This is a genomic window from Blastococcus sp. KM273128 (assembly GCF_021698975.1).
In the GTDB taxonomy this organism is placed as follows: Bacteria; Actinomycetota; Actinomycetes; order Mycobacteriales; family Geodermatophilaceae; genus Blastococcus.
In genome coordinates, this window is the sequence record NZ_SSXA01000016.1 from 19,477 (window position 1) to 33,543 (window position 14,067).

The 14,067-nt window shown below is 74.9% G+C and carries 9 protein-coding genes; all 9 read right to left on the reverse strand.

The window, feature by feature from the left end; all coding sequences use genetic code 11:
- Positions 1–8 precede the first annotated feature (8 nt).
- Positions 9–767, reverse strand: coding sequence for a 2,3-dihydro-2,3-dihydroxybenzoate dehydrogenase (dhbA, locus tag E9529_RS07155; RefSeq protein ID WP_236830449.1), 759 nt, complete (start codon positions 765–767; stop codon positions 9–11).
- Entirely contained in the window at positions 764–1,963 is a 1,200-nt protein-coding gene (locus E9529_RS07160) for a 3-deoxy-7-phosphoheptulonate synthase (RefSeq protein WP_236830450.1), read from the reverse strand. The genes dhbA and E9529_RS07160 overlap by 4 nt, the downstream gene beginning before the upstream one ends.
- A 73-nt stretch (positions 1,964–2,036) precedes the next feature.
- On the reverse strand, positions 2,037–3,635 hold the full coding sequence (locus E9529_RS07165) for an FAD-dependent monooxygenase (protein ID WP_236830451.1): 1,599 nt from the start codon (positions 3,633–3,635) through the stop codon (positions 2,037–2,039).
- A gap of 89 nt (positions 3,636–3,724) precedes the next feature.
- Positions 3,725–6,526, reverse strand: a complete 2,802-nt coding sequence (locus E9529_RS22390; RefSeq protein ID WP_304505589.1) for a LuxR family transcriptional regulator — start codon at positions 6,524–6,526, stop codon at positions 3,725–3,727.
- Between the two features lie 196 nt (positions 6,527–6,722).
- Positions 6,723–8,327, reverse strand: a complete 1,605-nt coding sequence (locus E9529_RS07180) for an MFS transporter (RefSeq protein WP_236830452.1) — start codon at positions 8,325–8,327, stop codon at positions 6,723–6,725.
- 2 nt (positions 8,328–8,329) lie between these two features.
- Positions 8,330–8,731, reverse strand: coding sequence for a hypothetical protein (locus tag E9529_RS07185; protein ID WP_236830453.1), 402 nt, complete (start codon positions 8,729–8,731; stop codon positions 8,330–8,332).
- A gap of 121 nt (positions 8,732–8,852) precedes the next feature.
- Positions 8,853–10,967 carry a prenyltransferase/squalene oxidase repeat-containing protein gene (locus E9529_RS22635; protein WP_236830454.1) on the reverse strand — a complete coding sequence of 705 codons (2,115 nt, stop codon included), beginning with the start codon at positions 10,965–10,967 and terminating at the stop codon, positions 8,853–8,855.
- Between the two features lie 55 nt (positions 10,968–11,022).
- Positions 11,023–12,462, reverse strand: coding sequence for an FAD-binding oxidoreductase (locus E9529_RS07195; protein ID WP_236830455.1), 1,440 nt, complete (start codon positions 12,460–12,462; stop codon positions 11,023–11,025).
- 170 nt (positions 12,463–12,632) lie between these two features.
- Positions 12,633–13,955, reverse strand: coding sequence for an NAD(P)/FAD-dependent oxidoreductase (locus E9529_RS07200; protein WP_236830456.1), 1,323 nt, complete (start codon positions 13,953–13,955; stop codon positions 12,633–12,635).
- Positions 13,956–14,067: the final 112 nt, after the last annotated feature.

Here is a 14,067-nt window from a genome sequence, read left to right on the forward strand (position 1 = left end):
GTGGTGGCTCAGGCGCCCAGCGAGGCGCCACCGTCCACGCAGAGGTCGTGCATGGTGATGTGCCCCGCGGCGTCCGACGCCAGGAAGGCCACGGCTGCGGCGACGTCCTCCGGCCGCGCGATCTTCTGCAGGGGTATGCCGACCCGGTAGTGCTCGGGAGCACCCCGCAGGGTGGCGCGTTCGCCGTCGGCGTCCGGCCAGAGGGAGCGCAGCATCGACGTGTCCGTCGACCCGGGCGACACCACGTTGCACCGGATGCCGTGGCCCGCCAGCTCGAGGCCGAGGCACTTGGTCAGCATCACCGAGGCCGCCTTCGAGGCCGCGTACCCGCCCAGGCCCACGCGGGGGACCGAGCCGGCGTTCGACGCCACGGTCACGATCGAACCGGATCCGCGGCCGACCATCCGGCGGGCCACCGCCCGGGAGACCGTCAGCACCCCCGTGACGTTGACGCCGAGCATCGCCGCCCAGTCGTCCTCGGCCATGGTCAGGAGCGGACCGGCCCGCAGCACCCCGGCCACGTTCACGAGGATGCCGACCGGACCGATGCGCTCCTCGATCTCGCCGACCATCGCCTCGACCCCGGCGGCGTCCTGCACGTCCACCGCGAAGGAGCCGGCCAGCTCCCGTCCGGCGGTCCGTCCGGCGTCGGCCGCCACGACCCGCGCTCCGCGCGCGACCAGCTCCCGCACCACCGCCCCGCCGATGCCGCCGGCGGCACCGGTGACCAGGGCGACCGGGCCCGGGTCGTCCTGCCGGGTCGTCACGACCACGCACCCACGAGGTGCCGTGCCTGCTCGGGGTTCAGCCGGGGGTCGCACAACGTCGTGTAGCGCCCGGGCACCTCCGACTCGTCACGCACCGGACCGCCGACGCACTCGGTGACGTCCTCCGCCGCGACCTCCAGGTGCAGCCCACCCGCGCACATCCCGAGGCCTTCCACGACCTCCCGGAACACCAGGGCCTCGGCCTGGATGTCCCGCAGGTGGCGGGTCTTGTGCCCCGTACCGGTGGTGACGGTGTTCCCGTGCATCGGGTCGCACAGCCAGACGGGGCGGTGACCGGCCCGGCGGACCGCCTCGACCAGCGGCGGCAGCACGTCGCCGACCGCCCGGGCGCCCATGCGGGCGATCAGGACCAGCCGTCCGGGGGTCCGCTGCGGATCGAGGCGGTCGCAGAGGGCCCGCACCAGGGCGGGGTCGGACCCCGGCCCGATCTTGCAGCCGACGGGGTTCTCCAGCTGCCCCAGCAGTTCCACGTGCTCGGCGTCGGGGTCGTTCGTGCGCAGGCCGATCCACGGCAGGTGGGTGGAGGCGAGGAAGGGGCCGGCCTCACCGGTCCGCACCAGCGAGCGCTCGTAGTCGAGGACCAGCGCCTCGTGGCTGGTCCACGGGCCCCGGTGCACCTGACCGGCCGCAGGGGTCCCCTGCCGCTCCCGGTGCCCGCGGACCCGTTCCACCACCCGGCCGCTGGCCTCGTACGCCCACAGCATGCGGCGCGGGTCGTGCTGGCGAGCGCTGACCGTGGGCACCTCCGAGTTGACCAGGTGCCCGCGGAAGGACGGCAGGACGGTGGTCCCGTGGCGTTCGGTGGGCGAGCTGCGCGGCTTCGCGAACTGCCCGCCCAGACGCCCGATCCGGACGACCGGACGGCCGCCGACCCGCTCCATCTCGTCACCGAGCTGGTCGAGCAGGCACAGCTTCTCCGCCGTCCGTGCGGGGGTGATCTCGTAGAAGCTCTCGGCGCAGTCACCGACCTGCGCGACCACCGCCCGGCCCTCGGCCACCGCCTCGAGCGAGCGCCGCAGCTGTGCCACCTCCTCCCACGAGACGAGCGCGGGCGCCACGGCCAGCGCCGCACAGGTGCGGGCGTACGCCGGGTGGTCGGCCCACAGCGGCTGCTGCGCAGCCGGCGGCCGGGGGGCAGGCCCGGTCGCGAGGTCGGTGAGAACGTGTCCGTGCACGGCTGCTCCAGTTCGTCGTCGCTCGGATCCGCCGGCTCCGCCTCGGCGGCGGCGTCCGGGGCCGGGGGGAAGGTCAGCGCCCGGCCACCCGGTCGAGGACCGCCGCCCAGTCGGCGGGGGGCTCGTCGCCTCGCCAGGCGACGTGGTGGTCCGGTCGCACGAGCACGAGGTCGCGCTCGTAGAGCTCACGCAGCCGGGGCGAGTCGACGGCGAGGTGCGCCATGGGCAGCCCCCGGTCCTCCGCCTGCCGGACGAGCTCCTTGCCGGCGTGGTCACCGGAGAGGTCCACGAGGGTGAACGCGTGGCCGAGCGCCTGGTCGACCCACGGTCCGTGCGGCAGCCTGGCGGCCGGCAGCAGGCTGCCCGGCCAGGTGGTGGCCGGTACCCGGTTCCAGTCCCAGGCGGGCGCCGGCGTCCCGTCCGGGACGACGAGCGGGGAGGTGGCGTAGCGGTAGCCGAAGTGGATCCCGAGGTTGTCCATCTGGTACCGCTCGTGGTGGAGGAACCCGGCCAGGTGCTCCCTGCTCGCCCCGGCCGCCGCCAGGCGGAAGAAGCGCAACCACACCTCGAGGAGGTTGCTGCACATCTCCCGGTTGAACAGCGCCACCGGGCGGCGTTCCTGCTCGTAGGCGTCCAGGACCGCGGCACCGGCCCACCCCCGCACGATGCCGGCCAGCTTCCACGCCAGGTCGGCCGCGTCGACGATCCCGGTGTTCGCGCCGTGGCCCCCGGTCGGGTAGAACTGGTGCGCGGCATCGCCGGCGATGAGGACCCGTCCGGACCGGTAGCTGTCGGCGACGGCCAACCGGCCCTCCCAGTCGACGACGCTGAGCACCTGGTCGACGACGAAGTCCGCGCCCAGCGCTTCGCGCATGACCTCGACCGGGTCCAGCTCGGCGGTCGACTCCTGCAGCAGCATGGTGCCGGTCCAGGTGTCCACCTCGTCGCGCGAGACGAGGGTCAGGCCGCGCCCCGTGATGGTGAGGAAGGCCCGGCCGTGCCGCCGCAGCGCAGGGTCGGCGCTGCGGAAGTAGACGTCGCGGTGGCGGGTGGTCGGCCCGAGCTGGGAGACGCCGATGCCCGCCGACGAGCGGACGTCGCTGGAGGCGCCGTCGCAGCCGACGACGAAGCCGGCCCGCAGCGTGAGCGCCGGCCCCCCTGCCTCCCGGACGGTCGCCGTCACGCCGTCGGCGTCCTGGACCAGGCCCTCGAACGCCCAGCCCTCCCGGAAGTCCACCAGCGGGGAGCGCCGGAGTTCCGCCCGGAGGATCTCCTCCAGCAGCGAGCCCTGCAGCCGCTGGTGGGCCTGGGACGGCAACGTCCCGTCGTCGCTGCGCTCGATGCGGGCGGTCAGCTCCTCCACCGACGCGTAGTCCCAGGTCGCGACCGGAGGCTCGTCCGCACCGCGCGTCCAGACGAAGGTGAACGGGTGCTCGGGCGCAACCCCTCGACGCCGGATCTCCTCCGCGAGGCCCAGCCGGGCCAGCAGCTGCATGCTGCGCGCGTTCAGGTAGTCCATCTTCGGGTGGGCCGACGGTGCGGTGGAGCGGTCGAGGAGGACGGAGGGGACGCCGAGCCGCGCCAGCTCCAGCGCGAGCACCGCTCCGACGGGGCCGGCCCCCACGACCAGGACGGGGCTGTCGGTCTCCGGTGTGCTGATCTGATCGTCCACGGTGGCTCCCTGCCGGCTGTCCGGTCCACGCGCTGTTCCGCGGGGCGGGTCAACCCTCGGGCAGGACCGGGGCCGTCCGCGTCACGTGGTCACGGGATTTGGAGGAGCTCCGGTCGACGCGCGACCTCGCGGGCGAGCTGCACCCGGCTGCGGATCCCCAGCTTGGTGAAGGTGTGCCTCAGGTGGCTGTCGACCGTGTGCGGCGACAGGTACAGGCGGGTGGCGACCTCGCGGTTGGTCAGGCCCTCGGCCACCAGCCGGACGACGCGCACCTCGGACTCGGTCAGCACTCCCCCGGCGACGACGTTGGGAGCCTCGACGGCCCGCGGACCGGGGAGCGCCCCGCGCGAGGCCACGGGCCGCGGCTGGAGCAGCCGACGGCGCGGACCGCTGCCCAGGAGCTGGTCGGCCCCGGCCAGCAGCAGGGTCGCCTCGGAGCCGCACCCGGCGACCTGCGCCGCCCGTGCCGCGTCCTCCAGCGCGGCCGCCCGGTCCAGCGCGCGAGGCGTCGGCGCGTACTCCGCCACGGCCCGTCGCAGGGTGGCGAGGTCGCCCTGCTGCAGACCCCGCGCGTGCCAGGCCGCGGCCCGGTAGGAGGCGACGTCGGGGTTGCGCTCGGCCAGGCCGCCCACCGCGGCCACGGCGACGGCGGCCGACGCCGGGTCACCGACCGCACGAGCCATGCGGACGAGGCGGGCCGCGGCCCTGGGCTCCTGGACCAGCAGGCTCAGGCGCTGCGGGAGGTCCCGGCAGACCTCGCGGACCGACCGCGCCAGCCCGGCGGTGTCGCCGCACGCCTCCTGCACCAGCGCGCGCCGCCAGGCGAGCATCCCGGGCGGGGCCCCCACGCCCTTGGCCACCAGCGCCTCGGCCCGCTCGACGTAGTCCCGGCTCAGCTCCACGTCGCCGCGGTTGAAGGCGACCTGGCCGAGGACGGCGAGCAGCGGCACGTCGAGCGCCAGCACGTTGAGCTGCTCGGCGATGCGGACGCCGGCCTCCGCCTCGGCCTCGGCGTCGTCCACCCGACCCACCGCCATGTGCAGCTCGGCCCGGTAGTAGTGCCACAGCGGCTGCGACCACGCCGAGCCCAGCTGGTCGGCCTGCCGCTGCCCCACCTCGAGGACAGCCTGCGCCTCGGTCATCCGGTCGGCAGCGATCAGGGCACGGCCCAGCCAGAGCCGGGGGTGCCACGACAGGCACCCACCGCCCCGGCTGTCCGCCAGCTCCACCGCCTCGCGCGCCAGCTCCAGCGCCCGTCCGGTGTCCCCCCGGGTGCGCGCCACCCCGCTCCGGGCCACGGTGGCGAAGACGACGGCAGGGAAGTGCAGACGGGCCCGTCCCAGCTCCGCCGCCCGGGCGCCGATGTCCTCCGCCTCGGCGAAGTCCTCGCCGCTGAGGAGGGCGTGGGCATGCACCGCCATCAGCTGGGCGCGCAGCTCGTCGGGGACGCCGGAGCGGCGCAGCGCCTGCCGGGCGTGCTCGGTGACGCCCCGGTCGTCACCCGCGTGCTTCAGTGCCTGGCACAACCCCAGCCGCAGGCCGGCCTCCGTCGCCCCGTCGAGCCCCAGCCGCAGCGCGCTCTCACCGACGGTCCGTGCCTCGTCGACACGACCGGCTGCCGCGAGCAACCGCACGACCAGGGCGCCGAGCGCGGGGCAGGGCGGTTGGGCCTTCCCGGTCAGCGCCATCCACCGCAGCGCGAGGTCGGCTGCCGTTCCGGGGGCGGTGGTCGCGACCCGCTCGATGGCCTCCCGCAGGATCTGCTGGCCCTGGGGGTCGCCGACGCGGCGGCTGCGGAGCAGGTGGTCGGCCACCTCCAGCGGGCTGCAGCCCTCCGCCTGCAGGACCGTGGCGGCCACCCGGTGCAACGCCAGGCGCACCGGGCCGGGCAGCGCTCCGTACACGGCCTCCCGGATGAGGTCGTGCCGGAGCACCAGCTCGGCACCCAGGTCGACCAGGTCACCGGACTCGATCGCCTCCGTGGTGGCGGGGGCGAGCTCCAGCGCCTCGCAGCCCAGGAGCCCGGCGGCCTCGTGCAGGGTGAAGGCCCGGCCGAGGACCGCGCCGGCCTCCAGCAGCCGGCGGGCGTCGTCGGAGAGGTCACCCAGCCGCCGGCTCACCGCCTGCAGGAAACCGGACGGCAGCCGGTTGACCGAGAGCTGGGCCACCCCGCCGTCGATGTGCACCAGCCCCTCGTGGACGAGCCTGGCCACCAGCTCCTTGACGAGGAAGGGGTTGCCACCGCTGCGGAGCGCCTGGTCCACCAGCGGTCGGGCCGGGCGGGCACCCAGGAGGTCGGCGCACAGGCGGGCGACCGCCCGGTCGTCCAGGGGTTCGAGCGGCAGGCGGTGCGCCCCGCGCTCGAGGAGCCAGCTGATGGCGTCCTGGGCCGGACGTCGGGCCGGCGAGGTCCGCCGGGCGAGGACCCAGAGCACCTGGGAGCTGGCCAGCGCGGGGACCAGGGCGCGCAGCGCCCACGAGCTCAGCTCGTCGGCCCAGTGGGCGTCGTCGACGACGACGACGAGCGGCCGTACGGCCGAGTAGTTCTCCAGCAGCTCCTCCAGCCGCGCCACCTGGAGCAGAGGGGCGCCGCGCGCGGCGACCAGGTCGGCGATGTGCGGCTTGAGCTCGTGCACGCCGGCGAGGGCGGAGAGGAGGGTGGTGAACGGGGCCCACTGGTCGGCCTCCGCGGCCGTCCGGTGCGCGACCGTCAGGTCCTCGTCGGCGGCCCGGCGGAGCGCCGCCGCGAGGAGGCTGGTCTTGCCGATGCCCGCCGGCCCCTCGACGACGACGCATCCCCCTGTGCCGGCGGCGGCAGCGGCGAGCACGGAGTCCAGCGTCTCCAGCGCCCGCGCGCGGCCCTGCAGTTCCTCGGTGATGGTTCGAGACATGTCGGTGTTCCCCCTAGCGGCCACTCTGGGAAGCGAGGGTGCAACGCTCCGTTTATGGCTGCGGCCGTGATCCTGCACGACGTCGTGTTGGATGTCACTAGCCTCCGGAGCGCAGCACCGGCTGTGAGACGCACGCCATGACCGCCCTGCGCGGCCCCGCCGCTGCCCGCCCGCTGCCGCCCCCGGGACGCCCGGGTCAGACCCGTGAGCCGGCCGGGGCGGACGTGGCTGCGGCCAGGTCCTCGAGCGCGATGCCGGAGGTCTCGATCCCCCTCGCGGCGACCATGGCGACGCAGGCTCCCAGCGGCACGGCCACGGCGAGCGCGGCCAGGCCCATCCCGCCCGACGCCGCGACGACCGCGACGACCGGTGGACCGACGACCCCGCCCGCCTTGCCGAACGCCGCGCCGAGACCGCCGGCGCTCCCCCGCAGGGCCGTCGGGAAGACCTCCGCCGTGTACGGCCCCAGCATGGCGCTCAGCCCGCTGCAGGTGATGAGGACGACCACGATCTGGAGACCCAGCAGCAGGGGGCTGGTCGCCTGCACCGAGGCCGGCACCAGGCTCATGGTCACCAACGCCACCGCGCTCCCGCCGGCGTAGATCATCAAGCTCCGACGGCTGCCCAGGCGCTCGTAGGCGAACGCCACGGCGAACGAGATCAGCAGCGCGCACAGGCTGGCCACGAACAGCAGCTTCGCGAAGTCGACCTGCACCGCGCTGTCCAGCATGGTCGGCAGCATGGTGAGGAACCCGTAGTTGACCAGGCCCCAGCTGAGGCTCAGGACCGCCACCATCACGAAGCGCAGCGCGTACGGCCGGTGCTGGACGAGCTCCCGCAGACCGCCCGCCCCCGTCCCCGGGGGATCGGCCGAGGCCGCCATCGGCTCGGTCCTCATGTCGTACGTGCGCATCACGGCCTCGGCCCCCGCTGCGTCACCCCGGGCCAGCAGGAAGCGCGGCGACTCGGGGATGTAGCGGTTGAGCGCGACGAGCAGGAGCCCCGTCGGCAGACCGGAGAGCCACAGGAACCGCCAGGAGACCGCTTCCAGAGCAGCGGCCATCCCCGTCGCCAGGAGGTACCCCCCGCTGGCCCCGAGGCTCGCGAGGAGCACCGACCAGCGCCCCCGGAGCCGGCTGGGGATGGACTCGGCCAGGAGTGCGAACAGCGTGGGCACCATGCCGCCGGCGGCCGAGCCCATGGCGAAGCAGGTGATCAGGTTCCACGTGAACGACGGCATCGCGCCGCAGACCGCCGTCGCGGTGAAGAGCACCGCGGCGAGGAGGATCGACGGCCTACGGCCGATCCGGTCCGCGGCGACCCCCCACGCCAGCGATCCGACGACCGTGCCGGTCAGCGCCACTAGGGGCAGCAGCGCAGCCTGGTCGGCGCTGATGCCGTACTCCTCGCGCAGCCCCGGCAGCACCAGACCGAGCGTGGCCGGCTTCGCCACGTCGATGACGACGGCGAAGAGCAGCACGGCGAGCAGCCCGGCGTGGGCCGGGGTGAGCCGGTCCCGATCCGAGGGGACGATGCGCAGCGGCGGCAGGGCCGGCGCGGTGGACCTCCGCGGCACGAGGGCGTAACCCGCGAGCACCGTGCCGACGCCGATTAGCACCATGCCCAGGACCATCGTCGCCGACATGGGCATGTGGCTCATCATGAAGTCGTGGTGGCCGGACATGAACACGTCCGGCAGGTGCAGGAGGGTCCCGGCCAGGACGATCGCCACCCCGAGCCGGAACGCACCCGGCCGGGCCATGGTGCGGACGGCGGACTCGCCGGCCGGGGAACGGGCCACGATCAGCCCTCGTCCGCACCCAGGTAGATCGTGTAGAAGTGGGTGTCCGGGCTGGCCGGGTCGATGTGCATCTCGCCCCGGGCTCCGGCGAAGGCCCCGGTCCCGCCGGTGATCGCCGCGTAGAACGGCGGCGGGGGGAAGACCTCCTGCACGAAGGTCTGGAAGCTGATCGTGCCCTCGTCGAGCATCATGCTGACGGTGCAGAGGATGTAGTAGCTGCCGTCGTCCTCCTTCCGCACCACCGTGCAGACGCCGCCGTCGAAGCCGACGGGCTCGCCGTCCCGCAGCACCTGGTGCGTGAAGACGCTGCGGTCCCCCAGGTTCACCTCCTCCGGACCGTTCTTGTAGACCTCGCGGACCTGTGGTCGGGCGACGAGCTTGATGACCGTCTCCGGAGCGGACACGTGGCTCCTCCTACCGTTCTGGCGGGGTGTCACCGGTCGGGGCCGGCCGGGCGCGTCGGAGTCTTCTGGTGGCCGGAGCACGCGGGCATCCCGTATCCACGTGTCCTGGCACGTGACCGGTTCACCCGACGAGCAGGGCCCACCCGACCTCGGTCCCGGTGCGGAGCAGGGCGAGGGTCTGGACGCAGGCGAAGGCGTCAGCCGTGGGGTGCGGCACGTCCCCGCGCCGGCCGAAGGCGCCGTCCGGGGTCTGGTGGCCGGCCAGCCAGCGACGGCAGCGTTCGGGGGACTGGGGTTCGCTGCCCAGGACCATGAGGGCCGCGACCGCGTGGTGGGTCGCCATCAGGCTCGGTGCCCGGCCGGATGCGAGGGCGAACGCACCCACCGGGACCTGGGCCGAGCGGAGCCAGGCCGCCGTCCGGGAGGCGTCCGGTGGCTGGTGGCCGAGCAGGGTGAGCGTCGCGAGCGCCCGCGCCGTCAGCACCGTGCTCCCGCGGCCGCCCGGGCGGTCGGCGTACGCGCCGTCGTCGGTGCGCGCGGCCAGGACGTGGTCCGCGCAGGCCGTGGGGTCGTCCGGGAGGGCGTCCAGGCAGTGCAGCGCAGCCACGGCGAAGCTCGTGTGCCACACGTCACCGCGCAGGCCTGCGACCGGTCCGAAGCCGCCGTCCGGCCGCTGGCACCCCCGCAGGTACCCGAGCACGTCGTCCCGCGGCGCACCGGAGCCCAGCAGCCGCAGCGTGAGGACGGCGCGGTAGGTGCTCAGCACGTCACTGCCCGAGCCGGGAGCCTGGCCGAACCCGCCGTCGGCGTTCTGGCAGCCGAGGACGCGCGCCGCGGTGGACGGCGGCAGCTGGGCGGCGGCACCCAGGGCGTACATGTTGGCGACGTCGTGGAAGCCGGTCGTGAGGCGCCAGCCAGACGTCCGGTCCTCGTCGCCGTACCAGCGCAGGTGGGCATCGCGGTCCACCGGGACGGGACCGACCTCGATGCGGGGCGCGTGCCGGCGTGCCGGCCGGCCGGCCCCGCGGACGACCAGCCCGGCCCGGGTCGTCGCCGGGCTGCCGGGCTGCCGGATCTCGGTGTCGCCGAGCGCGCGCGCCACCGTGGCCTGCGTGTGGGCGCTCTTCTGCGTCAGCGGGACGCTGCGCGGACCCTCCTGCACGAGGCTGCCCGGCTGGTAGGGAGGGGTCCACAGCATCTGCACCGCGCGGGCGGCCACCTCGTCCGCCGTCGCCCACTCGTGCCCGATCGCGAGGTAGTAGCCCCCGTTCCGGTCGTCGGCCAGCCCGGCGAGGGCAGCGCGCGCGTGCGCCTCGACCGCACGGCAGGCGCAGTTCGCGTGGTCGAAGTGGGTCGCCGCGGCGAGCACCTGGGCCGCGTCGGCCGCCCGCTTGATCGGGTAGGGCATCTCCCCGCGGGCCGGCGCCTCGACCCAGTCGACGCCGGTGGAACCGTCCGAGGCGACCCGGTCCCAGAAGCCACCCTCGACGGGGTCGAGGAAGCGCTGCCCGATCAGCTCGAGCACCGCGTGCGCGGCGGAGGCGCAGTCCTCGTCACCGAGCAGCCGGGCGGCCTGGACCAGCGCCATGCACAGGCGCGCGCTGCCGCCGCACCGCCGCAGTTCGGCCGCCGGAGCCGTCCCCCCGGCAGCGTGACCGGCGAGCTCGGTGAGGCGCTTGGCCAACGTGGGCAGGACCGTGTCGTCCACCCCCTGCTCGCCCATCCGCCGCACCGCCGCCAGCGCGCGGACGGCCGCGATCGCCGTCTGCACGGTGGGCATCGCGCGCAGCGGGTGACGCCAGTCCTCGGTGACCCGGTCCGGCAGCTCGCCGTCGACGGCCAGGGCGAAGCAGCGGTTCAGGATGTCCACGGACCGGACGCGGAGCTCGTCCACGTCCAGCCGCCCCGCCGCGGCCAGCATCGCCGTGGCGCCGTGGAGCTGGTAGCGCAACGTCCTCGTCCGGCCGGCGGGGTAGGGCTGCCAGTAGCGGTCGCTGAACTCCGCGAAGCCCGGGTGCCCGTTGCGGTCCTGGAGCCGCAGCAGCCCCTCGACCAGCGTGCGGACGTCGTCGTCCTGCCCTCCGTCGACCAGCGCCAGCAGCGTGCTGGACTGGTCGGTGAGGTGCTTGTCGGTGGTGAGGATCCGGCGCCCGGTCTCGTCCACCGTCCGAAAGGCACCACCGACCGCCCGGTCGAGGAGCCACGTGCTGAGGAACTCGCGTGCCGTGGGGATCACCGTCGCACCTCCGGGGTGTGCCGTCTCGTGGCCCGAGCGCTCGACCGCCACCGGGTTAGCCCGGTCCGGCGGCCACGGCCGGCCGGTCGGCGCGGAAGAGGCCGTGCGGGTCGTAGGTGCGCTGGAGCTGCCTGAGCCGCTGGAGGTCCCGGGGCTCGTACGCCGCGGGCATCCGCTCCCGGGACTCGTCGTCCGTACCGAGGAAGTTCAGCGCCGTCCCGGCGGCCCACGGCGCCATCCGCTCGGCGAGCAGCGCCGAGTGCGCCAGTACTGCGCCGTCCCGGTCCGGTGGCGTGGCGCTGTAGAGGAGGAAGCCCGCCCCCCGGTGGCCGACCGCGTTCGGCACCGCGGGCGGCCGGGCCAGGGCGCCGCCGAGGTGGCGCACCTCCAGGAAGGACAGCGGTGAGGCGCTGTCCGGTCCGACGACGTCCAGCAGCGCGTCCACCGCGTCCTCGTCCAGCTCCCGGAGCAGAGCGTTGCGCTCCACGACGTCCGAGCGCAGGGGCGGGTCGGCGTGGATGCGGCCGCACTCGCGGAACGGCATCTCGGCGACCGTGTCGCTGAGCGGCACCGCCGCGGAACGGAGCGGCCGTACGAGCGCCTCGCCGTCCTCCGCACTGCCGCAGTAGGCGATGCGGACGTGGACGGTGAACCGGCCGCGCAGGGCCTCGGGCACGTCCTCGGACAGCGGGAAGCGGTTGAGCGCCACGGACGAGGACATTCCCTCCGGGACGTCGCGGACCCACCGGCGGTAGGCGTGCAGCACCGTGCCGGCGGTGCTGCCGCGGAAGAAGAGGCCCCCGCCGTAGAAGCGGGGCACGGGGAACAACCCGATGTCCATCGACGTGACCACCCCGAGGCTGCCCTTGCCCCCGCGCACACCCCAGAAGAGGTCCGGGTACTGGCCCGCCGTCGCCGTGCGCAGGCTGCCGTTGCCGCTGACCACGTCGATGCTCGTCACGTGATCGGCTGCGTAGCCGTGCAGGCGGCCGAGGAGCCCCAGCCCACCACCGACCGTGTAGCCGACGGCGCCGACGTCCGGCGACGACCCGGCGAGCGGGGCCAGCCCGAAGGCGGCGGCCTCGTGCAGCACCCGTTCCCACCGCACGCCGGCGTCCACGCGGGCCGTCCGTGCCATCGGGTCGACGCGGACGCCCTGCATGCGCCGCGTCACGACGAGGACCGCCCCGGCGGTCCCGGGCGGCGCCGCGTGCCCCGTCGCGAGCACCGCGACCGGAAGGCCGTGCTCGGTGGCGTGGGCCACGGCGGCCACCACGTCGGCTGCCCCGGTGGCGCCGACGACGACCGCGGGCTCGTGGCCCGGATCGACACCCACCGCGGCGCACTCGGCGCGGAAGGCGTCGCCGTCACCGGGGCGGAGGACCGGCCCCGCGACGCGCGCGGCCAGCGGGTCCTCCCAGAGCGCCGGCGCCGGCGACGGGCGCGCGACGGCGGGCTCGGGGATGCCGCGCAGCCGTGCCCGCCCCAGTCCCACCCGTGATCCGATCCGGGAGGCGAAGGCGGGACGGGCACCGGCGCGGGGTTTCCGGTCGGCGTCCACCGGCGTCGCCGTCCCCGGACCGTGCGATGCCCCGTCCGGGGCTCGGCCGGCCTCGGCCAACGTCTCGGACACCCGGGTCTCCTTCCCTCGTGGATCGGTGCGGGTCAGATGAGCGCCGGCAGGACCGGCGCGCGCTCCAGCGCATCGATGTGCGGGTAGACCGGGCACGTGGTGACCCGCTCGTAGGGCGCGAAGGTGTCCCAGCGGGGCTGCGCGCGGAGCCATTCGCCGAAGGGGTTGTTGTCGCTCCAGAAGTCCCCGCTCAGGATCCGCGCGAAGTGCGGGTCGCCCTCGATGGAGAAGCCGCGCTGGTGCAGGTAGGCGCCCAGGCGGTAGTCCGACTCGTAGTAGGCGGAGATCAGCCTGGTGTAGGTGTCGTAGCCGGTCTTGTACAGGCACGCGTACGCCGCCTGGAGCTCCTCCTCGCGCTCCGGACCGCGCAGGATCGCGTCGACGGCCCGGGCCGCCTCCCGGCCCGAAAGCATGGCCAGGAAGGTGCCGCCGGAGAAGATCGGGTCGATGAAGTGGCCGGCGTCGCCGGCCATCGTCCACCCGGGGCCGGTCACGACGTCCGAGAAGTAGCAGTAGTCCGACTCGACGTGGAGGTCCCGGCGCGGGGTCGCTCCCGCCAGCCGGGCGACGATCCGGGGGACCCGGCTGATGTGCTCGTCCAGCACCTCCTCCGCGCTCGCGGCGGCCCTGAGCGCCGTGGCGGGCATGACGGCGCCGATGCTGATGACGTCGGACCAGATGGGGATGGCCCACACCCAGCCGTCGGGGTGCCCGCCGACCTGGATGTCCCCCTCGTGGCCCGGGTTCGCCGACTCGTCGAGACCGTCGTAGTGCCGGAAGACCGCGACGTTCTGCAGCCACGGGATGGACCGGCGCGTCCGGAACGTCTTGGCGGTCTTCGCGGCCCGGCCGCCCGCGTCGAGGAGGTGGCCCGCCCGGACCTCGTGGACGACGCCGGCGTGCTCGTACCGCACCCCGACGACCCGCTCACCCTCGATGAAGAGCTCGTCCACCACCGCCCGTTCGAGCAGCTGCGCGCCGGCGGCGACGGCGTGCCTGATGAGCAGGTTGTCGAAGTGCCCGCGCTCGACCTGGAAGACGGCCGGCTGCCGACCCTCTCCCTGGTCGGCGAAGTCGGTCCTCCGGAAGTCCCCGTTCGGGAAGATGAACTCGGCGCCGCGCTTGACGGGGTACCCGGCAGCCAGGATCGCCGGCCACAGGTCCATCTCCCGGACCAGCTCCGCGGTGTAGGGCACCTGGGACTCGCCGACGTGGAACCGGGGCAGCGAGCGCCGCTCGAGGACCAGGACCGACCTCCCCGCCCGGGCGAGGTGGTAGGCGGCGACGGCCCCCGCGGGCCCCGCTCCGATGATGATCACGTCCACCGCGCCGGAACCGTTCTCCGTGCCTGACATCGCTGCTCCCTCTCGTCGGTCCGCGGCCCGTGCGCGGTGCTGCCGGTGCGCCGGCAGCGCCGGCCCGTGCTGGGAAGCTTTTTCAGGGCGACCCCCCACGACATCCCGCATC

Excerpts from the sequence above, each read along its gene's own strand:
- E9529_RS22390 (WP_304505589.1), bottom strand. The coding sequence starts at position 6,526 with ATGTCTCGAACCATCACCGAGGAACTGCAGGGCCGCGCGCGGGCGCTG.
- E9529_RS07200 (WP_236830456.1), bottom strand. The coding sequence starts at position 13,955 with ATGTCAGGCACGGAGAACGGTTCCGGCGCGGTGGACGTGATCATCATC.